Genomic DNA, 19,409 nt, shown 5'->3' with positions numbered 1-19,409 from the left:
AAAAGTTAGTTTACGAGTTCAAAAGTTGATTTACAACCCAAGACAAAACGCGATACTTTTATGGAAAATATGGCGTTTAATGGATTGACTGGGGAGGGTTGAGGAAAGGTGCGATCGTGTTAGTACATTAAAGCTGGAGGCAATCTAATGTGATGCTCCTACCTAAGTGTTTTTCTGGATAAAAGCTAGTTAAAAATACAGACTCTCTATATTCAATTAAAGCAATATTGTTTAAGGAATATTACCCTTAACCTTTCTGTTATTTATAACACATAATTTTTAGTTGTAGTGCTGAATAAAACTGCGACTGTTGATTATGGAAAATTTAATCCAAGCGATAAAATACCCAGTACCTAGCGACATGAAGGAATGTTTTGAACAATTAGTAAAACGTCCTTACAATAATCATATTAAGACAGATGCTTGGCAGACAGAAATACTAAATACAACTGCCGAATATCATAGAAAATCTATTTTAGAACAAGGAACAGCAGATTTTAGTGTATCTTTTAATGAACTAAATCCTGATGCCAAAGTCTTACTATACTGCTATCAATATATGCAGATGCACGTAATGAGTAGCTATCATATTTTTTGTAAGCACTGGAATTTATTTAATGGTTATGTTTCCTACGATAGCGATCCATACTTCTATAACCCATCTCCACTATTTATTGATTTTGGTTGTGGCCCACTAAGTTCGGGTTTAGCATTCGCCCATGCATATATGCAGTTTATTGGTTGTAAAAATAGAATAGCTTTTCATTACATTGGAATTGATCGAGCTCAACCTATGCTTAAGAAAGCAAAAGAATTTAGTTTAGGTAGACACTTCAGTAAAGATAGCACCTTTGATTTTTTAGAAAGCTATAATGATCTTGTAGGTATGATAAGTAAGTATATATCGCAACAGCCTGATATATTAATTATTTTAAATTTCTCCTATTTTTTTGCAAGTACATCACTTAACGTACAAGATTTAGTAGCTATAGTAAGAACTATATTGATGCAGTACAAATTCAATCAAGTATATGTTATATTTCAAAACCCACAAGTAGAAACTAAAAATATTAAATGGCATCAATTTAGAAGTTCATTACCACAATTTGAGAGCTTAATAAATGGCTCGTTAAAAGAAGAAATATTTTATGAATATACTATGAATGAGTATAATAATTATAAGGCTGTACAATTGTACTACGATTTATTAAGAATAAAATAGTATGAAAACGAAGAATAATAAAGCTAGTGACAGTATTAATAATCACCAAATAAATACAGTTAAATCAAGCCCAGACATACAGCAACTAGAGCTAAATTTAGTCTTTGAGGTTTCTAAACAAGATAGTTCTTATAAGATTGTCGAAATTAATGAGATAAATGGACTGAAATATATCCCCGAATTTATAACTCAATCAAAGCATGATTACCTTCTACAAAAGCTAGACGATAAATGTTGGCTGTCAGACTTCAAAAGAAGGGTGCAGCACTATGGCTACAAGTATAATTATAAGGCTCGAATAATTGATACTTCCATGCAAATAGGCGCCTTACCAGATTGGGCATTAGAGTTAGCATACAAGCTATATGAAAATAATTTGATTGATACACTACCCGACCAAGTTATTGTGAATGAATATTTACCGGGTCAAGGTATCACTAGTCATATTGATTGTGTTCCTTGTTTCACTGACACAATTATTTCTCTAAGTCTAGGCTCTTTTTGTATTATGAATTTTACAAACGTTTTAACAGGTGAAAAAATACCTATACTGCTTGAACCTAAAAGTATAGTAATCCTCAAAGAGGATGCTAGATACAAATGGACTCACAGCATTGCTCCTAGAAAAGTTGATAAGTTTCAAGGACAAGTGATAAGACGAGAACGCCGAGTTTCATTAACTTTTAGAAAAGTTATTTTAGCAGGGTAAGCGCATCTAATTCACATTAGGCGTTTTATTATTAAATTTCAAGTAATTTTTACCTTTGATTCAGTACATCAGGGTTATATTGCTAAGGTTTCTGAACTTTCTGGCTGTTTAACCCAAGTTCAAACATTAGATTAAGCAATATTTGATGAAGACGAATGCACAGATTTCGACTTCACCAATCACCTCACTCAGGTTGAAAAGCAGTCTATAATAAGGTCATACTGAAAATTTTCCTCAATCTGAGAAGTTAATTATGCTTATAAAATTTGAAGAAATATATAGAGATATTGATACTTTACCAGAAGAAGCTCAAATATTACTACTTGATTTTATTCAGTTACTCAAAAAGCGTTATCCACAACCAGAATCAGAAAATCATAGTCAGGAAAAAAGTCTCTATGAAAAGTTTGATGAAATTGGATTAATTGGTTGTTGTTCTGTGGAAGAAAATTTATCGACCACATATAAAGACGTATTATCTAATACATTAGATAATAAATATGATCATCGTTGATACAGGATTTTGGTTAGCTCTTATTGATAAAAAAGACACCTACCATGAAAGAGCAAAACAATCTTTAAAACAATATAATGAACCTTTAATTACAACATGGTGTGTTGTCACAGAAACCTGTTATCTTTTGCTAACTCGCAAGGGAATTGACGCTGAAATTATTTTTATAAATAGTCTGCAAGAAGAATTATTTACAATTTTTAATTTAGAACTTCACCATACTGCTCGAATTATTGAATTAATGAAAAAATATGCTGATCTTCCAATGGATTTGGCTGATGCTTCCCTGGTAATTTTAGCAGAACATTTAGGGCATGGACGCATTTTTTCAGTAGATCAGCGTGACTTTAATACCTATCGCTGGAAGCAAAGTTATCCTTTTGAAAACCTCCTATTTTGAAATAATTATAAATTTATCAGCCGCGATCGCGCAATTTCTCTTCTCCCAATGGGATGAAGTTGTAGTTGTAGGTTGGGTTGAGGAACGAAACCCAACATTCCCGTCTCTGTTGGGTTGAACGCAGTGAAACCCAACCTACAGTTAAGATTTCCGTACTACGCTTTAAAACCTGCAAAGGCAGATTTTGTTTGTATAGCCGCGACTTCAGTCGTTTAGCACTCAAAAAGACAACTGAAGGAAGTGCGATCGCCCCATTGCCTTAGAGTAAATGTAAGGATTCAGGTCGAAAATTAAGGTATCAAAAATGGAACGTAAAAATCAGGGTTAACTATCCAGGTCTTTGTTCATGATTGCGATACTCTAACCTTTGTGTCCCCTTTGTCAATACTTCACCACCTGAATCCTTACCCAAAAACTGTTGAGAGTATTACAGAACCGTACAATCCATAACCATTTAAGGTGAAACTATTTATTTTCCACAATGATAGTTATGTCATCTATTTCAGGAGTATAAATAATTCTCTTCACTAGCCATGTTTTGTTTTTTAATTGTACTTCTTCACCTACTCTCGGAATAAATTGTAAGTTATAATACTTACCTAGAAATTCTTCTGCATTGCCTTTCCAAAAAATTGTTCTTGTCAGTTCACCAGTTTTGTTACTCATTTTTCTTCCTCCTAATATTATTTCTTGCAGTTTGTTCGTACTAAGAAAAACTGTTTAAGCAGTTTCACTCAGTAATCGCAGAATAAATTGGAGTGGAATTTCTACTCGATCGGAGCGATTATTTAGTTCATTACCTAGTCCATCAATCGCTTGCTCTAGAAGATAGGCAAAAAGCAGCACATCTAGTTCTTGTGTTGTCTTGGGAAGGAAAGATTCTTGACTAGCAGTTTCTAAATAAGAATTCAAAAAGCTAGTACTAACCCAGGTATACCAAAACTGTCCCCATTGTTCTATAAGGGGTAAATTTTCAGGCAGGATCATCCCAGATTCTTTTTGATAGCTCAGAGCTTCGTTAACTGCATAGTTGAAAGATAGCAACATTCCTGCTACATCTTGTAGAGGCGATCGCTTTATACGTCGTTCGCTGAAACTGCGATCTGCTTTGCCTTCAAAATCAGGAATAATAAAGTCTTTTCCTGTGTAAAATACTTGCGATAAATGGTAGTTTCCATGATGACGAGTACGCAATGCAGTAATTTTTTGCCCGACAACTAATTGAAAGCGTTCTAAGATTTTCTGTTGGCTATTAAGAACTTCTAATGCTAATGGTTGAGTATCGGTTGGCAAGTACTTTGCTCGTTCTTTTAACAACCGAAATACTTGTCCAGTTAAGTTCCGTGCATTTTGATATATCGAACGTTGATAAAGTGATGAAAAAGATTCTGGAGCAAAGTCTGAGCTATCTATATTTGTAGCCAGCGCTATATGGAATTCAGCTGTGGATTTACCCAACAGATCAACACTTTGCAGGTAAGAAGTGATAGTTGCAATTGCCAATTCTGGAATCTCATTTCTCTGTAAATCCAACAAGGAACCTGATGGCAGAGGCACTTCGGTAATAGTGGCGTGTTCTGTGGTCACTAAATCAAAGTACTTTTGCAAACTATCAAGGGTGTAGTCCCAGCCACTGCGAATATCTGAAATAAACTCTTGTAATATGCCTATAGTCGTGGGTAGAGCAGTTTTATTGCCTGTTTTATTTGCACGGCGGTACTCTAAAGCACCAGCTAGGAAAACTGATTGTTGCAAGCGTTTTTTCTGGTATAAGAAACGCCGGATTTCTAAATCTGGGTGCAAACCCTCTTCGACTTTGCGGAAGAGTTTCAACAACAAGCGATCGCCATAAACTATATAAGTATTAGTTTGTTCTTCTTTATTCAGGACAGTCGCCTCACTATTGGTTAATTGTCGGCGCAATTCGGAGAATGAATCATTAGTAGTGGCAAATAATTCTCCGGTTATCCCTTTATAAGAGTGATGATTAGCGATCGCATCATCTAGCAGTGAGGTAAGAAAGTTCTTGTCTGCTAAAGCATCAAATAAAATTCCACCTTCTTGAGTGTTGGGTGGAGGAGTGTCTGTTTTGCCTTGCACTCCAAGCCGTGCAATCACAGCTTGCGGCATTTCTGCTAAAAGATGTGTTGCTTGCTCACCTTCTGCATAGGCGAGAAATAACAGATAAGTTTCGTGGTTTCCCTGGGTATAATCTACTTGCAACCAAACAATTTGAGCTGTCTGCTGATTATAAGGCAAAGAAATCGCTTCGATGATTTGTACTGATTGTATAGTCTGAGTTTTACCGCCAAACCAGCTACAGGTATAGAGGTAATCCCGCAGTGTTGATTCTAGAATGCTTTTTGACTCTCGTTGCGAAATCACATTCTGCCATGAACCATTTACCAGCAAAGTTGCTAAATCTGCTTGGGGTTTAGGGGGTTGAGTTGAGCTAGGTTTACGTTGTAAGGTGAACCAGTAAAACCCGTAAGGACTTAAGCTGAGGAAATAGGGCGATTCTGTAATCAGGGGAAACTCAGTAGAACCAAAAATTTCTACTGGGAGTAGCCCATTGAAGCTTGATAAATCTAAGGCTACCGTTTGCACGTAACGAGATAAATTTGCTACTACCAAGACATCTTCTTCAGAGGTAATCCGGCTGAAGGCAAAAACTTTGCGATTATTAGACTGTACCAATTCAAAACGCCCTTCACCCAATGCCGCAAACCGTTTGCGAGTAGCGAGTAAACGTTTCATCCAATACCAAAGAGAATTGCTATTAGTCCGTTGTGCCTCGACGTTGAGTGCTTCGTAGTGATATTCTGAGTCAACGATGACGGGTAGATACAAGCGTTGTGGGTTGGCGCGACTAAAACCAGCGTTGCGGTCAGAACTCCACTGCATAGGTGTGCGAACACCATTGCGATCGCCTAGATAAACGTTATCTCCCATGCCAATTTCATCACCGTAGTAAAGTACGGGGGTTCCTGGCAAAGATAATAGTAAACTATTGAGTAACTCAATTTGGCGGCGGTCATTGCCCAAAAGCGGCGCTAATCTGCGGCGGATGCCTAAATTTACCCGCATCATTGGGTCTTGTGCATAGACCCCATACATAAAATCGCGGTCTTCATCTGTCACCATTTCTAGAGTCAGTTCGTCATGGTTGCGGAGGAACAATGCCCACTGACAGTTATCAGGAATCGATGGAGTTTGCTGAAGAATATCTACAATCGGGAAATTATCTTCCATCCGCACTGCCATAAACAAACGCGGCATTAGGGGAAAATGAAAGTTCATGTGACACTCATCCCCTGCACCGTAATATTGCGCTGCATCTTCAGGCCATTGGTTCGCCTCAGCTAGTAACATCCGGTTAGGAAATTTCGCGTCGATGTGCGATCGCAACTCCTTCAAATACGCATGGGTTTCGGGTAAGTTTTCGCAGTTCGTTCCTTGCCGTTCGTATAGATAAGGCACAGCATCCATGCGTAGTCCATCTACACCCATCTCCAACCAAAAATCTAGAACATCAAATACTGCTTGGCGTACCAAGGGATTGTCATAATTCAAATCCGGCTGATGGGAATAGAAACGATGCCAGCAATAAGCTTTGGCAACTGAATCCCAAGCCCAGTTAGATGTCTCAAAATCTTGGAAGATAATTCGCGCTTCTTGGTATTTTTCAGGAGTATCACTCCAAACATAAAAATCTCGCTCCTGACTCCCTTTCGGGGCGCGACGTGCTCTTTGAAACCAAGGATGTTGGTCAGAGGTATGGTTAATAATTAACTCAATAATTACCCGGATACCCCGTTGATGAGCAGCGCTCAAAAACGCTTTAAAGTCTTCCAACGTGCCATAGATAGGATTGATACTAGTGTAATCGGCAATATCGTAACCATCATCTCTAAGTGGTGAAGGAAAGAAAGGTAACAACCAAATGGCAGTAATACCTAAATCTTGTAAATAGTCTAGTTTTTCTGTCAGCCCTGGAAAATCACCAATCCCATCACCATTACTGTCAGCAAATGTGCGAACACCTAGTTCGTAGATAATTGCATTTTTGAACCATAATGAGTCATCTTTCAAGCTGGAGTTTGGCATTATTTTAAAAAGATATGCGATCGCATATCTAATAGAACTATATTTTTACTTGATACAATCGCTGAGATTATCAGCTTATTTATCTTACACGAGTAATGTTTACACTTTCTTACTTAAGTAATGAAACTACCAAACGAGCTATATTTAGTCATAAATAATCATACCAACTGCGTATATACATATAGCAGTTTTCATTTGCATGAAGTACAAAGTTACGGGTTTTGAGGCAAAAGGCAGAAGCTTTTTATAGCAGCTGGTCGATCGCGATCGCCTGCTTGACGATCGTTTCTACCAGTTTTTTCTTTGGCTGCTGGTTTAGTTGTTCTGGCTCTGGTTCTGGTGGCAGGTCTTTGTTGATGATTGCGATACTCTAACCTTTATGTCCCCTTTGTCAATACCCACCATCTGAATCTTTACGAGTAAATATATGCGACGATAGGATTAATTCATCACCTGCGATCGTACAATTTCTCTTCTACCAATGGGACGTACTTGTATGCTGTGGAGTGAAACAATTGCCACAGTTTCCCCATCTAGTGTGACACATTCAACCTCATATCCTTTACCACCCTGATGTACCAAAACAACTGTACCTATATCACTGTGCTCTAAACTGTATTCTGGGAGATTAGTTGTCAGAAGAATTCTGTCAAGTTCTTGAATCATCATCGCTGTAAATCTTATAGCTTCAGCCAACTATAATGTACTTAAGATTTTACACAAGGATGGAACCATGACTAACACTCAAAAGATGGTTCGCTTAAACTTAGATTTGTCACCTGAACTAAATCAGATATTAGACGAATTAGCAAATAAAATAGGCACGAGTAAAAGTGATGTTTTGCGTCAGGCTATAACCTTGATGCAAATTATGGTTATAGCTAAAGAGGAAACCAAAAAATTAGGAGTTACAGAGGCAAATCAATTGATATTGAATGAAATCATTCTCTCATCTGAGCAGCCAAAATCGCATCCACTAGACACGTTTATGGAAAGGCTTGGCCCTTGGGAAGATGAACGTACTGCTGAGGAAATAGTCAAAGATATTTATGATAGCCGTACTATTTCTAACAATGACATTAGTCTATGACTTATTTACTTGATACTGATACTTGCATCTATTGGATTAAAGATATTAATTTGGTCAGAACTAAAGTGAGAGAAATAGGCTGGGAGCAAATTTATATTTGCAGCATCACGGTTGCTGAGTTATATTTTGGTGCTTATAATTCTCAACGAGTAGTGGAAAATTTAACTCGTGCTGAAGAATTTATTCAAAACTTACCCGTTGTACCTTTAACCGATCCTGCTCTGAGAAAGTATGGTGAATTAAAGGCAGAACTCCGTAGAATAGGACAAACTATTGCTGAATTTGATTTACTAATTGCTAGTGTTGCAGTTGCAGAAAATTACACTTTAGTAACAAACAATACTCGTCACTACAGCCGCATTTCTAATTTACAGTTGGAAAACTGGATTTCACCTTAAAAATATTAAGTATTCTTACACTTTTGACTTAACTGCTTGCTGTGATGCTTGTAAAGTCTGAGGCAAACTCCAGTCGGGACGCAAGCTAGTGGCGTTGCGTAAATAAACATGATGAATTGAGGCAGAGGTTGGCAAATAAGCGTGAATTAAGAAGCGAATACAGCGCTGTAAGCTGCCTTCAACGTGCATTTGTTGCACATCCAACATAGCCACATTATCCCAACCAGGACGCGCTCTTGCGATCGCAGCTGGAAAAATAGCATCCAAATCGCGTGTCACTGAAAAAGTCACACTAATGATGTCCGTTGGCTGGAATTGATTCCGGTTTTCCAGTTCATCTAGTAGTTCTGTCACCATCTCTCGGATTGTCTCAACAGTATTTTCTGAAGCGGTTGTTGCTCCGCGAATAGCCCGCATTTGCCAGTCCACGCCAAAATCCTCCTTAATTGGTCATTGGTCATTGGTCATTGGTCATTGGTCATTTGGTCATTTGGTCATTGGTCATTTGACTGTGAACAAAGGACAAAGGACTAATGACTAATGACAAACAACTATTTATGGTCGATATAACCACAGAGGCAAACCACTAGTAGACATTTCAAATTCGAGCCAATCAATACCAGCCCCAATTCCTGATGAAAATTGACGACTCCCTGGTATAAAGCGACTCAATAAAGGTTTACGCTCTTCTAGGGTATAGCAGAGAGTTTTTTCTGGATCGAGACCAACCAGTTCTGCTGTCCAACGACGGGCATCTTCTTCTGTGCCCAGGCGGTCTACAACACCCAAGGCTAGGGCTTGCTGTCCAGTAAAAATCCGCCCATCAGCGAAACTTTTCACAGCTTCTACTGTTAAAGAACGACCCTCAGCTACTGTTTGGACAAATTGCTGATAACTTGTGTCAATCAACTCTTGCAGGATATTTTCTTCTGGTTGAGTCAGTTCCCGGTCAAAAGCCAAAATGTCTTTGTAAGGGCCAGACTTAATTACCTGGAAGGAAACACCGATTTTTTCTAGCAAGCGTTCCAAGTTATTCCCACGCAGAATCACACCAATACTACCCGTAATCGTACCTGGGTTGGCGACGATGTGTTCGGCTCCCATGCCGATATAGACTCCTCCAGAAGCCGAAATATTGCCAAAGCTAGCGACAACTTTGATTTTTTCGCGCAAACGCTTCAGGGCACTGTAGATTTCTTGAGAATCTCCGACTGTACCGCCAGGACTATCGATACGTAGCAATAATGCCGGAAACTTTTTTTCTTCTACAGTTTTCAGGGCTTCTAGGACGCGTTTGCGAGTAGCACCGGCGATCGCACCAGTAATTTCAATCCGCGCAATTTGTTTTCTAAACTTGGGCTTAAACGGCCAAACCATGAGCTGTCAACATACCTCGTAATAAATTCAATATAAGATCCCCAACGGTCAGACGACCTGCTTTCCTCTGTTAAGAAACATGAGCAGGCATTGCGATCGTCAAAATTTTAAGGAAATTTTTATATTTTTCAGTGAGTTTTATTTAATATCCCCGATTAATGCTAATCAAATCCTTAAAGATTGCAGCTAACACAAAATGCCAAACTCTAGTTTAGCGTTAACGTGATGATTTAGAAAGACTATTTTAGCTATTTTGCCAAATTAAAAATTCCCAATGCCTTGTTATTCTGACTTTTTGAATGTTTTAGGACTGGTTTTACTACGGTCACACACATTTACTAGTTGTCAGTAATGAATAACTAATAAATAATGAATATATAAATATTTAATCAATACTTAATTTAATTAATAAAAATTGATTCAGCAACACCAATCTCTGTTTAGGTTAAGATTGGTAGTACTTTCACTCTTGGAAATATCACTTTCTCCTGTCTTCTACAGCCCAATAATCTCCTGATGAAGCTATTTCACTACTCAAGAATTTATCCGTAAAATTTGATACCTATAATATACGAACATATCAAACAGCGCCCCAACGAAACTACAGGTTAAGCTAATTACAAATAATCCGCGTAGGGGAGTTCCACTGCCGAAAGTGGCGAGAAAATGCATAATCTCAGTTGCGATCGCCTCAGTTAAGTCTTGTAAGCCAGGGAAGTGACCAATGAGGGATAGAAGGAGGAATCCGCCGCCAATGAAAAACATAGGAACGACAAAACTAAAAATGATTGTCAGTACTAGGGAGCGGAGAAAGTTAGTGAAAATAGTCATTTAAGACAAACTCCGTGAGTAGAGATGACAAAAGCCCAATAGCGGTTTGTCAATTTCTAGAATACGGGCGATCGCTCCAGAGCTGCCAATCTGTCAAAAATCTTAAGTTTTCATTAAAATAAACGGCTAGCAGTTACAGCCCATGCTGGGGATCTAAAAAACGACTTAAATTTACAAAAACCTTGCAAAATGGAGGTTAAAGCCAAGGCTACTACTTATTTATTGCTTTGCAGCACGTTTAATAACAGCTTCATTTTCTGAGAACATCTTTAATCTAAGTTAATATTCAGTCTTGTTGGGGGAGTGGGGAGATGAGGGTAGGGGAGCAGGGGGCACGGGGCAGGGGGAGATGAGGAGGATAAGGGAGACAAAGGGAAATTATTGGACAAGTCTCTCCCTTATCTCCCCCCTCTTCTCAATGCCCTGTTTGGCCAATGCCCCATTCCCTATTCCCCATGACTTCCGCTATTCTTAAGGCAGTTACCGAGTTAGCTACAGAACATTGAACCAGACTACATCCAAATCCAGTTTAGGGGAATGGAGTCAGCGGCTGCTGGCGGCGATTTTTCTGGGTGGACAAGTACTAGTTCACCTATTGAGAGGCAAAATCCATCGGCGCAACACCTTAGAACAAATGGCAGCAGTTGGGCCAGATTCCTTATTTATTGCCCTATTGACGGCTATTTTCGTTGGCGCAGTGTTTACCATTCAGGTAGCACGGGAATTTATCAACTTTGGCGCCGGAAACATTATCGGCGGAGTGCTTTCTGTAGCTTTGACACGAGAACTCTCTCCCGTGTTGACAGCAGTAGTTTTGGCAGGACGAGTCGGTTCTGCCTTTGCAGCAGAAATCGGTACCATGCGAGTCTCAGAACAAATCGATGCCATGTTGATGTTAAGAACAGATCCAATCGATTATCTGGTTATTCCCCGCGTCCTTGCTTGCTGTTTAATGCTACCAATTTTAACCCTTCTGTCTTTGGTGACAGGGATGTTCGGAGGATTCATCATTGCGACAAATATCTACAACCTGTCTGATACGGTATTTCTAGACTCAGCCCGTAACTTTCTTGGTCTCTGGGATATTTTTAGCGCCATGATTAAAGCCTGTTGTTTTGGCATTTTAATCGCTGTAATTGGTTGCAGTTGGGGGTTGACGACAACAGGAGGTGCTAAAGGTGTAGGACAGTCAACTACAACTGCTGTTGTGACTGCCTTGCTGATTATATTTGTTAGCAACTTCTTTCTTTCTTGGTTAATGTTTCAGGGGACTGGCAGTGCATTCATAGGTATATAAAACTGATGAGTTAGGAGTGAGGAATTTTAACTCCTAACTCCTGACTCCTAAAATAGGAGAGATGCCTACTAAATAAAGCAGGATTTAAGAATGTGACCAGTTCATTTGCTTCTAACTCCACATCAACTGTGGAACTCAAGCCTAGTTACAATATACCTATAGTGTTGGTGATTGCCGCGATTCCACTACTGTTGGTACAACCTTGGGTAGGCTGTGTTTTCACGCTGTTTGGTTTGTTTCTCATGTTTCAGGCGTTAACGCTGCGTTTGCAATTTACCGCTACCGACTTAGATATTTACAGAGGCGAAAAATTGATTCGGCGCTTTCCCTACCAGGAATGGCAAAACTGGCGGATATTTTGGAATAGAGTCCCCATATTGTTTTACTTTAAAGAAATTAAAAGTATTCACTTTTTGCCGATTTTATTTGACCCCAACACCTTGAAAACTTGTTTAGAACAACGTTGTCCGCGTATTTAGTGCTGAGTGCCATCTGTGCTGAGTCGTTTTGATATAAACTCAGAACTCAGCACTCATGCTCAGGACTTTTATGGCAGGTCAATTGTAAGATTTCTGAAAGCTATTTATTCGCGTCATAGGAATTACACTATTGTTTATGAACCCAGAGGCATCTCAAACCCCAGAACCAATTGATGAGCGGTTGGCAGAAAAACCAGAAGAGAATAATGCAGTTGAACATCCAGTCAATCCATCAGTTGAGTCAGTAGTAGACACAAAAACCATTAGCTCATCAGAGGACTACACAACTTTTGAGCCACTCATTTCCAATGCAGAAGTGGTAGATTCTACAGTAGAGCTAACAGAAAATTCAAATGGCGAGTTTGTCGCGCAGTTAGAAGCGGAAAATGTCGCTCTGGGGTCTGAAATAGGATCGGGAAATTATTCATTATATGCAGAAGCAGAGCAGCGAGTGGCAGAGTTGCAGAGTGCTGAAGTAGCTCTCAAGTCAGAAATAGCCAAGCTGCAAGCCTCTTACGAAAAGCTTCAGGCACAGGTGAGTGAAACTCAAACCTCACTGGGACGACTCGTGCAAGAGTCGCTAGTGCAATTAGAACAACGCAAACAAACCCTGCAAATTTCTGTAGAACAATTAGAACGCCGTCAAGAACGTATCCGCAACGAGATGCGAACTACTTTTGCTGGTACATCCCAAGACTTGGCAATCCGGGTGCAGGGTTTTAAAGACTATCTCACGGGTAGTTTACAGGATTTGGCCTCTGCGGCTGAACAGTTGCAACTAACGCCAAGTGTGGTGGAACGAGAAAAACCATCTGTAAAAGAGGCTAAACCAGCTGAACCCCAACCTGGAATACCCCAATTTGCCCAACAGCAGTTTCAAGATACTACAAAGCAAATTCGCCGCCTAATTGACCAATACCGCAGTAAACCAGATTACTACGGTCCACCGTGGCAACTACGCCGTACCTTTGAACCAATCCACGCTGAACGAGTTTCCAACTGGTTTTTTACCCAAGGAGGAAGGGGTGGTTTGCGGACAATGGGTAGTCGCTTACAAAATATTCTGATTGCCTCAGCTGCAATTTCGATATTACACAAGCTCTATGGCGATCGCGTCCGTACTTTAGTCTTAGCTAATACACCGGAGCGATTAGGTGAATGGCGGCGCGGTTTGCAAGACTGTCTGGGAATCGGTCGCCCAGATTTCGGCCCAGACCGAGGTGTGGTATTATTTGAGGCATCTGATGCTCTGGCTCAAAAAGCAGACCGATTGACGAAAGCCAATCAACTGCCTTTAATTATTATTGACGATTCCGAAGAGCAAATCAGTCTGTCACTGCTGCAATTTCCCCTGTGGTTAGCCTTTGCTCCTGACCCCAAAATAGTGAGAAACTATGATGATGACTTTTAATTGGTCATTGGTCATTGGTCATTAGTCATTAGTCATTGGTCAAGAGTAATACCTCTTGACTTTTTTAAATTTTGAATTTTGAATCTTATTATGGTTATTTGGTTAACTCTGTGCGGAGCAATTGTGGTCATAGCTTACCTGCTGGGTTCTTTTCCCACTGGCTATATTGCTGTGAAGCAGTTAAAAGGTATTGATATTCGGGCGGTTGGTTCAGGTTCCACTGGCGCAACTAATGTACTAAGAACCTTGGGGAAAGGGCCAGGAGCATTGGTTTTAGTACTTGATTCCTTAAAGGGAGTATTAGCGATCGCTCTAGTTTATTGGTTGTTCAACTTTGAACCAATTCAAAATTATATCCCTCCAACGGTAGATGTACAACTGTGGCAGCCGTGGTTAGTAACAATATCTGGGTTAGCTGCCATTCTGGGACATAGTAAATCAATTTTTTTGGGCTTTACGGGTGGTAAATCTGTTGCTATCAGCTTGGGGATTTTGTTGGCAATGAGTTGGCAGGTAGGTTTAGCAACAGCGAGTGTGTTTGCTGTCGTTATGGCAATATCGCGGATTGTTTCTTTAAGTTCAATTGCAGGTGCGATCGCAGTTTCCATTTTCATGGTACTTTTACATCAACCCTTACCCTATATTCTGTTTGGGATTGCCGGTGGGTTGTATGTAATTTTGCGCCATCGCACTAATATTGAACGACTGTTTGCGGGAACGGAGCCAAAAATTGGGCAACCTGTAGCGACAGAACCCGAACAAACTGCATGATAGGTAAGCGAGAGCAAACTCAAAACTCTTCTCTCAGAAGGGGAGAGCTTCTAAGAGAATTACTATCTATATTGATGTTTTAGGATTATGAACGAACGTTGCCTTTAATTAAACGGTGGAAAAGGCGGCAAGGCCAGAAAAAAGCTCCACAAATACTGACTGAGGCAATGGCGGCCACAACTCGCCAACTTGAACTAGACTCAGTTTCAGACTCTGAAGGATGAGCTTGTGTGTTTTTAGCTAATTCTGGCATTGAATGAGATAGCTGACTGGCTGTACTCACCCCTTCAATCGCTGCTCCAATTAGATAAGCTACTAGGGCAATTACTAGCCAGTTATTCATAATATTCCACTGTTTCAACTCTGAGCGTATGATTGGCAACGAGCAATCATTTGATTTTTCGGACTAATAATTGCCGCCTTGCCCTAAAGATAATCGACCTTCAGCCGTATCCCGAATTAGAGGCAGTTTAGATTTTATGTAAGTATTGAGTGTGCTATCTGACTGAGCATCAAGACCTTGCTTCGCTTTTAACTGCTGGAGAAGCAATTGTACTAAAGCGGCATCATCAAACTGGAGCAGGGTGTTGACCTGGGTAGACTCGATTACAGCCCAAAGCTGTTGCATCATTTTCGCTGTCACCATGAGTCTGTAACCTCTTAAGCTTTTCTTTATATTTACACGATTTTGGAATTTGTGGTTAGTTTTTATCTGAAGATTTATAAAGATATAGGCTAAAAATGCCTGAGTCAGTTAAATCTGTTAAGTTCTAGCGTTTTTCAATTGATTTAACTACTAGCTACACGACTGTCCACATATTATTTTAACCGTGCTATGTAAACAAATAAAACTGCCTAAAGGCTTAAATCCTCCTTAACCGTTTTTTAAAAGGAGGGAATTATAGCAAGGCTTTTGATCGGCTACAATGCAGACATACGTAAGCATCAACGCTTTTTATCGACGGTAAACTTCTGTAGCTATCGGGTAATTTTGCTAGAACTTTATTTATTGTAAAACTTTCGCACAAGCTCCTTCCTGACCAGAAGGATCGGGAAAAACTGCTAAAGTGTGATATTCAGGATTATCTGTTTTATATATCACTTTAAAAGTATACAACTTGTTTTTACCTTGCGCTTCGGTAACAACTGTTAAAAGTGTATCGCTAGTGGGAGGAAGTCCAGGAATGTCCAGTTTTTGAATTCGTCTGAGTTGAATTACATTTGCTGCGGAGTTTTTACAATCTCCTGAATTACTATTAGCTTCTTGACCAAACTGCATACATACTGGGCCATCAAAATCCATAGTTACTTCTGATGGATCATTTAACCAAACTTTTTTAATTACTTCTCCAGCCGGAATAAAACTTAAGTTTGTTCCTTGTTTATACCAAACGTCGATCGTAGGTATTAGTCCCCCTAAACCTTGTGCTTGACAGGAAAATACGGAACGCAGAACGGCGTTATTAGCTACAGCGCGACCTACCAACAAGAACATAGCAACCGAGAAAATTAAGGAAGCTATAGGTAGGAAATAAGAACGTTCTAGATTATTTCCTGACAAGTTAATATTCTTTTTCATGGTTGCAAATATCTAAAATTGGTATAAATCCTACCCCTTAAAACTGAGTTGGTTGATTAACATATATTTCAATATTTGTGCCTGCTGGCAAAAACCAAACATCAGTTGGTTGAGACATTTGAGCGATCGCCTGTTGATTACGTTGGGCAATTTGGGGTACTACAGAGTTCATACCACCTTCTAAAACAGCAGCTGCAAGGTTGCGTCTGTTGTCAGTCTCACTAACAAGGCCACTGGAGGTGCTGGTGTTAGTATCGTTCGGGTCGTTTGTGTTAGTGTTGGGAGATGTTGATGTTATAGAATATGGCACAAGTTTTGTGTCAGGACGATTTATTAACTCTGCTGCTTTACCAATACCTCCCAAAACGAATAGTCCTGCATCCATTGATGCTATGGAGGAACTTTGACCGGGATATTTATTTGCGATTAAAGGTTTACCTTGAGTACCGCGAAGAATAATTGCATTGTTGGGTAAGCTTCGTTCTGTACGATTGCCATTATTTTGCGAGATAACTTTGACTACGTTCATCTGCAAAAGACCTTGTTGAGAAATCGAACCAATTTCAGCTTGGAATTCGGTGTTTGCAGGTAGAGCGACTGTACCATCGGTAGATTTTAGTGGTTCTGTCAATCGGATCACAAATACATTTTTCGCTTCATCTGTATCACCACCACCGCCTGACTTATTAGTACTTTCTCCAGATATTGCTGCCGCCAACACAGCTTTGGCACTACTCCCAACTGCTACAGATTTCTGTCCCTGCGGTTGGGCTTGACTGACCGCAGAATTTTCCGGTTGTGGGGTTTGCTCAGGATCGGGGTTTGGTGACTCTTGCTGCGGCTGCGTAGTCTTTGCAGGTTCCAAAGTAGCTATATTACTAGTAGGTTGATTGCTAGCATTGACTTGACCGTAGCTACCTAACTTTGCTAACCTTGCCCACTCTGCAAATGGGCTTGGTGGAGGTGGTGGAGTTACATTAACGACCGGTTGAGTATTTGGCTTCACAACTGGTAGCTGGGGTGATACCGAAGGTTGAGAAGCAGGTACTCTAATGATGCGCTCAACTGTCACTGTCCGAGGCACGTAAGCTGTTGGTGGGGGTGTTGGGATCACTTTCTGTCTAACTGAGGGTTGTTGTAAGGCTACTGTCGGCGTTGATTTGGCAATTCTCAGCTGTTGTTGGGCAGCTTTCACCATCTGTGCTTGTTCTGTTAGAGCTAATTTCGTTTTGAGAGTATCTATTTGGCCTTCCATCTGTTGAGATATGGATTCATCAGTGGGCTGCTCTTGCACTGGTGGAGAAACAATAGTTTTTGGCTTTTGATTGCTGCCACTCATCAACTGAGACAAAAACACACCACCCACCAAAACGATCGCTAAGGTAGCAGCCCCTACCAAGCCTAACTTGGCAAAGGGATTAGATGAGAGTGCTTGCTTAGTCTGAACTTCTTGTGGAAGAGATAGCGACTCTGGCGGCGTTGCAGAGTCTTCCGAGCCTTGGATATCACTAGAAGATTCTTCTTCAAAGCCGACCAACCTTGACATCCGCGATTCCCAATCTACAGATTCTACTTCTGGTTGGCGATCGTCGGTAGTTAGAGTAAATCCATTTTCGGGAGGCGTTTGGGCAGGAATTGAGTATCGGGTCATGGTAGAGCCTTGTTTGGATTTCCAGAACAATTATTATCTTTAATTTCACATATATTATAAATTTCTAATCTGGCTTCTCCAAGGCGGTAAGCTGCAAACTGCGACGGTAGTGCCGCATTTGGTAGTGAAGTTGCAGGTTCATCTATTGCTCTAACTAAAATTTGTTTATTAAAGGAAACTGATTTCCCTAATTTATCATAACTGTTAAAAATTAATTGATTGGCAAGTATCTCTACTTTCCACTTTCCATTACTTATTTCTTGAGGTTGAGAAACTTTTTGGATTACTAAGACATTCTCCGCTCCTCGATTAACATTTTCAAATTGGCTATCTGGATTTAAATTAGTAATTTCTGACTTAAGTTTTTGTTTAAAATCATCAGCTACTAGTTGGGAGGTAATTTCCCAGATTTGTGTTGGTGGCTGCTGTTGTGACCAGGTAAGCATTAAACTCATAGTTTCACCTACAAAGCGCCGAATAGTTTCTGGTTGCCGCTCTAAATTGGCTTGGGGGTCTACCGTTATAGCATGACCATCAACAAGTTGCACTAAACTTTGAGGTGTGAGTTGTCGACCTAACTGTTGTAACATAGACCAGTGAAATATTAGTAACAGTAAGGTAAATAGATGTAAACCAAACGTTCCTACTGCCAACAACGGTAAGGGACTATTTTTCTTATTTTCTGGTTTGAGTAATTGCATTAATAATCGATCGTATAAAAAATTGAACTATCTTCACATAAAAAATCGATTATCTGATAAAACTATCAGATGTTTGTCCAGTTCCGCATTGTTGTGATTGATTTTTGTTCGGGTTGTAGTCATCTAGCAAACATAAATTCCGAATTTCATAAATTTCTAGTCTATCAGCACGGACACTATAAATTGCTTTTTGCAAGTCGGTACTATTGTCAGCTTGGGGATTAGCAAAATAATCTGCTGCACGTACAAGTAAATCTTTATTAAAAGGAGTTATAAGTTTTGCACCACCAACTCGGTTTTTTTGAACTAAGTCGGCTACCATACCCACTTGCCACTTACCTGGTGCAATTTGTTTTGGCGGATAAACTCTTTTAATTACTAGTTGTGAAATCATCGCTTGGTTGGGATTTTCAGAGAAAACTTCTGGCGGTGTGATTTCTGCAACTGTGCTTAAAAAACCTTTACGAAAGTCTTCTGATAAAGCAAAACTAGCTACCCAACTGCTGGTAGTAATTTTTTGGCTACCACCTTGAGGTGTGTTAATCAGTATTCCTAAATCAGATTTGGGGCTTGCGACTTCTTCAATAGTTTGTGGTGGTAAGGTTCCAGACCAACTAAACATTGATATCATCGTTTTGCTGATAAATTGACGAATTGCTTCTGGTTCTCTTGCTAAATCATCAATATTAGCTACTGGTTTACCATTGATTAATTGCACAAAGTTGGGAGGTTTTCTCAGACTGAGTTGGCGAATATTTAGCCCTTGTAATAAGAATAAAAATAAAACTAATATATGTAAACTGAAGGTTGCGATCGCAAAAAATGTCAAAACACTTGCCGTTCTTTGTCTTTTTTCAAGTAAACGCACCATT

24 protein-coding genes are annotated in these 19,409 nt (G+C 39.8%); 11 read left to right on the top strand and 13 right to left on the bottom strand.

Features of this window, described 5'->3' with window-relative positions; genetic code table 11:
• Positions 1 to 316 precede the first annotated feature (316 nt).
• The 4 genes from HWQ58_RS28025 to HWQ58_RS28010 all read left to right on the top strand — a co-directional run bounded on the left by HWQ58_RS28025 (position 317) and on the right by HWQ58_RS28010 (position 2,845).
• Positions 317 to 1,222 carry a hypothetical protein gene (locus HWQ58_RS28025; RefSeq protein ID WP_292870283.1) on the top strand — a complete coding sequence of 302 codons (906 nt, stop codon included), beginning with the start codon at positions 317 to 319 and terminating at the stop codon, positions 1,220 to 1,222.
• Position 1,223: 1 nt separating this feature from the next.
• A complete protein-coding gene (locus HWQ58_RS28020; RefSeq protein ID WP_292870280.1) occupies positions 1,224 to 1,931 on the top strand; it encodes an alpha-ketoglutarate-dependent dioxygenase AlkB in 708 nt (235 codons plus the stop codon).
• A 253-nt stretch (positions 1,932 to 2,184) separates the two neighbouring features.
• Positions 2,185 to 2,445 (top strand): DUF2281 domain-containing protein, encoded by a 261-nt coding sequence (locus tag HWQ58_RS28015; RefSeq protein WP_292870277.1) that lies wholly within the window; start codon positions 2,185 to 2,187, stop codon positions 2,443 to 2,445.
• Positions 2,432 to 2,845 (top strand): PIN domain-containing protein, encoded by a 414-nt coding sequence (locus tag HWQ58_RS28010; protein WP_292870274.1) that lies wholly within the window; start codon positions 2,432 to 2,434, stop codon positions 2,843 to 2,845. The genes HWQ58_RS28015 and HWQ58_RS28010 overlap by 14 nt, the downstream gene beginning before the upstream one ends.
• A 16-nt stretch (positions 2,846 to 2,861) precedes the next feature.
• Here HWQ58_RS28010 and HWQ58_RS28005 read toward each other — a convergent pair whose 3' ends face one another.
• The 3 genes from HWQ58_RS28005 to treS form a co-directional block, all read right to left on the bottom strand.
• Complete coding sequence (locus HWQ58_RS28005; RefSeq protein ID WP_292870271.1) at positions 2,862 to 3,068, bottom strand: hypothetical protein; 207 nt, start codon at positions 3,066 to 3,068, stop codon at positions 2,862 to 2,864.
• Between the two features lie 242 nt (positions 3,069 to 3,310).
• Complete coding sequence (locus tag HWQ58_RS28000; protein ID WP_292870268.1) at positions 3,311 to 3,511, bottom strand: hypothetical protein; 201 nt, start codon at positions 3,509 to 3,511, stop codon at positions 3,311 to 3,313.
• Positions 3,512 to 3,565: 54 nt separating this feature from the next.
• Positions 3,566 to 6,952 (bottom strand): maltose alpha-D-glucosyltransferase, encoded by a 3,387-nt coding sequence (gene treS / locus HWQ58_RS27995; RefSeq protein WP_292870265.1) that lies wholly within the window; start codon positions 6,950 to 6,952, stop codon positions 3,566 to 3,568.
• Positions 6,953 to 7,173: 221 nt separating this feature from the next.
• Between treS and HWQ58_RS27990 the strand changes: the two genes are divergently transcribed.
• Positions 7,174 to 7,326: a hypothetical protein gene (locus HWQ58_RS27990; RefSeq protein ID WP_292870262.1), complete on the top strand. Its 153-nt coding sequence runs from the start codon at positions 7,174 to 7,176 to the stop codon at positions 7,324 to 7,326.
• A 67-nt stretch (positions 7,327 to 7,393) separates the two neighbouring features.
• Here the strand turns inward: HWQ58_RS27990 and HWQ58_RS27985 are convergent, their stop codons facing one another.
• Positions 7,394 to 7,621: a DUF4926 domain-containing protein gene (locus HWQ58_RS27985; protein WP_292870259.1), complete on the bottom strand. Its 228-nt coding sequence runs from the start codon at positions 7,619 to 7,621 to the stop codon at positions 7,394 to 7,396.
• A gap of 64 nt (positions 7,622 to 7,685) precedes the next feature.
• Here HWQ58_RS27985 and HWQ58_RS27980 point away from each other — a divergent pair, with 64 nt between their 5' ends.
• A complete protein-coding gene (locus HWQ58_RS27980; protein ID WP_292870256.1) occupies positions 7,686 to 8,042 on the top strand; it encodes a CopG family transcriptional regulator in 357 nt (118 codons plus the stop codon).
• The gene (locus tag HWQ58_RS27975; protein ID WP_292870253.1) at positions 8,039 to 8,440 is read left to right on the top strand and encodes a type II toxin-antitoxin system VapC family toxin; all 402 of its coding nucleotides are present in this window, start codon (positions 8,039 to 8,041) and stop codon (positions 8,438 to 8,440) included. The genes HWQ58_RS27980 and HWQ58_RS27975 overlap by 4 nt, the downstream gene beginning before the upstream one ends.
• Positions 8,441 to 8,455: 15 nt before the next feature.
• Here HWQ58_RS27975 and aroH read toward each other — a convergent pair whose 3' ends face one another.
• From aroH to HWQ58_RS27960, 3 genes are all read right to left on the bottom strand, one after another.
• Positions 8,456 to 8,869, bottom strand: coding sequence for a chorismate mutase (gene aroH / locus HWQ58_RS27970; protein ID WP_292870250.1), 414 nt, complete (start codon positions 8,867 to 8,869; stop codon positions 8,456 to 8,458).
• A 126-nt stretch (positions 8,870 to 8,995) separates the two neighbouring features.
• Positions 8,996 to 9,817 (bottom strand): signal peptide peptidase SppA, encoded by an 822-nt coding sequence (gene sppA / locus HWQ58_RS27965; protein ID WP_292870247.1) that lies wholly within the window; start codon positions 9,815 to 9,817, stop codon positions 8,996 to 8,998.
• 534 nt (positions 9,818 to 10,351) lie between these two features.
• Positions 10,352 to 10,648 carry a hypothetical protein gene (locus HWQ58_RS27960; protein ID WP_292870244.1) on the bottom strand — a complete coding sequence of 99 codons (297 nt, stop codon included), beginning with the start codon at positions 10,646 to 10,648 and terminating at the stop codon, positions 10,352 to 10,354.
• Positions 10,649 to 11,150: 502 nt separating this feature from the next.
• Between HWQ58_RS27960 and HWQ58_RS27955 the strand changes: the two genes are divergently transcribed.
• The 4 genes from HWQ58_RS27955 (at position 11,151) to plsY (ending at position 14,606) form a co-directional block, all read left to right on the top strand.
• Positions 11,151 to 11,945: an MlaE family lipid ABC transporter permease subunit gene (locus HWQ58_RS27955; RefSeq protein WP_292870242.1), complete on the top strand. Its 795-nt coding sequence runs from the start codon at positions 11,151 to 11,153 to the stop codon at positions 11,943 to 11,945.
• Positions 11,946 to 12,037: 92 nt separating this feature from the next.
• Positions 12,038 to 12,424, top strand: a complete 387-nt coding sequence (locus HWQ58_RS27950) for a DUF3119 family protein (RefSeq protein WP_292870239.1) — start codon at positions 12,038 to 12,040, stop codon at positions 12,422 to 12,424.
• Positions 12,425 to 12,560: 136 nt separating this feature from the next.
• Entirely contained in the window at positions 12,561 to 13,835 is a 1,275-nt protein-coding gene (locus HWQ58_RS27945; RefSeq protein WP_292870237.1) for a DUF3086 domain-containing protein, read from the top strand.
• A gap of 90 nt (positions 13,836 to 13,925) precedes the next feature.
• The gene (plsY, locus tag HWQ58_RS27940) at positions 13,926 to 14,606 is read left to right on the top strand and encodes a glycerol-3-phosphate 1-O-acyltransferase PlsY (RefSeq protein ID WP_292870234.1); all 681 of its coding nucleotides are present in this window, start codon (positions 13,926 to 13,928) and stop codon (positions 14,604 to 14,606) included.
• A gap of 85 nt (positions 14,607 to 14,691) precedes the next feature.
• Here the strand turns inward: plsY and HWQ58_RS27935 are convergent, their stop codons facing one another.
• From HWQ58_RS27935 to HWQ58_RS27910, 6 genes are all read right to left on the bottom strand, one after another.
• Positions 14,692 to 14,949 (bottom strand): hypothetical protein, encoded by a 258-nt coding sequence (locus HWQ58_RS27935; protein WP_292870231.1) that lies wholly within the window; start codon positions 14,947 to 14,949, stop codon positions 14,692 to 14,694.
• Positions 14,950 to 15,012: 63 nt separating this feature from the next.
• The gene (locus tag HWQ58_RS27930; RefSeq protein WP_292870228.1) at positions 15,013 to 15,252 is read right to left on the bottom strand and encodes a hypothetical protein; all 240 of its coding nucleotides are present in this window, start codon (positions 15,250 to 15,252) and stop codon (positions 15,013 to 15,015) included.
• A 360-nt stretch (positions 15,253 to 15,612) separates the two neighbouring features.
• Positions 15,613 to 16,185, bottom strand: coding sequence for a hypothetical protein (locus HWQ58_RS27925; protein ID WP_292870225.1), 573 nt, complete (start codon positions 16,183 to 16,185; stop codon positions 15,613 to 15,615).
• A gap of 37 nt (positions 16,186 to 16,222) precedes the next feature.
• Positions 16,223 to 17,836 carry a TrbI/VirB10 family protein gene (locus HWQ58_RS27920; RefSeq protein WP_292870222.1) on the bottom strand — a complete coding sequence of 538 codons (1,614 nt, stop codon included), beginning with the start codon at positions 17,834 to 17,836 and terminating at the stop codon, positions 16,223 to 16,225.
• On the bottom strand, positions 17,833 to 18,537 hold the full coding sequence (locus HWQ58_RS27915) for a hypothetical protein (RefSeq protein WP_292870219.1): 705 nt from the start codon (positions 18,535 to 18,537) through the stop codon (positions 17,833 to 17,835). Before HWQ58_RS27915 ends, HWQ58_RS27920 begins: the two co-directional genes overlap by 4 nt.
• Positions 18,538 to 18,586: 49 nt before the next feature.
• Positions 18,587 to 19,408 carry a hypothetical protein gene (locus tag HWQ58_RS27910; protein ID WP_292870216.1) on the bottom strand — a complete coding sequence of 274 codons (822 nt, stop codon included), beginning with the start codon at positions 19,406 to 19,408 and terminating at the stop codon, positions 18,587 to 18,589.
• Position 19,409: the final 1 nt, after the last annotated feature.

Source organism: Nostoc sp. LPT, assembly GCF_017115165.1.
In the GTDB taxonomy this organism is placed as follows: domain Bacteria; phylum Cyanobacteriota; class Cyanobacteriia; order Cyanobacteriales; family Nostocaceae; genus Nostoc.
This window is presented reverse-complemented; position numbering and strand designations above follow the sequence as displayed.

Excerpts from the sequence above, each read along its gene's own strand:
- HWQ58_RS27915 (WP_292870219.1), bottom strand. The coding sequence starts at position 18,537 with ATGCAATTACTCAAACCAGAAAATAAGAAAAATAGTCCCTTACCGTTG.
- HWQ58_RS27930 (WP_292870228.1), bottom strand. The coding sequence starts at position 15,252 with ATGGTGACAGCGAAAATGATGCAACAGCTTTGGGCTGTAATCGAGTCT.
- HWQ58_RS28020 (WP_292870280.1), top strand. The coding sequence starts at position 1,224 with ATGAAAACGAAGAATAATAAAGCTAGTGACAGTATTAATAATCACCAA.
- HWQ58_RS27985 (WP_292870259.1), bottom strand. The coding sequence starts at position 7,621 with ATGATGATTCAAGAACTTGACAGAATTCTTCTGACAACTAATCTCCCA.
- HWQ58_RS28010 (WP_292870274.1), top strand. The coding sequence starts at position 2,432 with ATGATCATCGTTGATACAGGATTTTGGTTAGCTCTTATTGATAAAAAA.
- treS (WP_292870265.1), bottom strand. The coding sequence starts at position 6,952 with ATGCCAAACTCCAGCTTGAAAGATGACTCATTATGGTTCAAAAATGCA.
- HWQ58_RS27910 (WP_292870216.1), bottom strand. The coding sequence starts at position 19,408 with ATGGTGCGTTTACTTGAAAAAAGACAAAGAACGGCAAGTGTTTTGACA.
- HWQ58_RS27920 (WP_292870222.1), bottom strand. The coding sequence starts at position 17,836 with ATGACCCGATACTCAATTCCTGCCCAAACGCCTCCCGAAAATGGATTT.
- plsY (WP_292870234.1), top strand. The coding sequence starts at position 13,926 with ATGGTTATTTGGTTAACTCTGTGCGGAGCAATTGTGGTCATAGCTTAC.
- HWQ58_RS27925 (WP_292870225.1), bottom strand. The coding sequence starts at position 16,185 with ATGAAAAAGAATATTAACTTGTCAGGAAATAATCTAGAACGTTCTTAT.
- HWQ58_RS28015 (WP_292870277.1), top strand. The coding sequence starts at position 2,185 with ATGCTTATAAAATTTGAAGAAATATATAGAGATATTGATACTTTACCA.
- HWQ58_RS27980 (WP_292870256.1), top strand. The coding sequence starts at position 7,686 with ATGACTAACACTCAAAAGATGGTTCGCTTAAACTTAGATTTGTCACCT.
- HWQ58_RS27945 (WP_292870237.1), top strand. The coding sequence starts at position 12,561 with ATGAACCCAGAGGCATCTCAAACCCCAGAACCAATTGATGAGCGGTTG.
- HWQ58_RS27975 (WP_292870253.1), top strand. The coding sequence starts at position 8,039 with ATGACTTATTTACTTGATACTGATACTTGCATCTATTGGATTAAAGAT.
- HWQ58_RS28000 (WP_292870268.1), bottom strand. The coding sequence starts at position 3,511 with ATGAGTAACAAAACTGGTGAACTGACAAGAACAATTTTTTGGAAAGGC.
- HWQ58_RS27935 (WP_292870231.1), bottom strand. The coding sequence starts at position 14,949 with ATGAATAACTGGCTAGTAATTGCCCTAGTAGCTTATCTAATTGGAGCA.
- HWQ58_RS27960 (WP_292870244.1), bottom strand. The coding sequence starts at position 10,648 with ATGACTATTTTCACTAACTTTCTCCGCTCCCTAGTACTGACAATCATT.
- sppA (WP_292870247.1), bottom strand. The coding sequence starts at position 9,817 with ATGGTTTGGCCGTTTAAGCCCAAGTTTAGAAAACAAATTGCGCGGATT.
- HWQ58_RS28025 (WP_292870283.1), top strand. The coding sequence starts at position 317 with ATGGAAAATTTAATCCAAGCGATAAAATACCCAGTACCTAGCGACATG.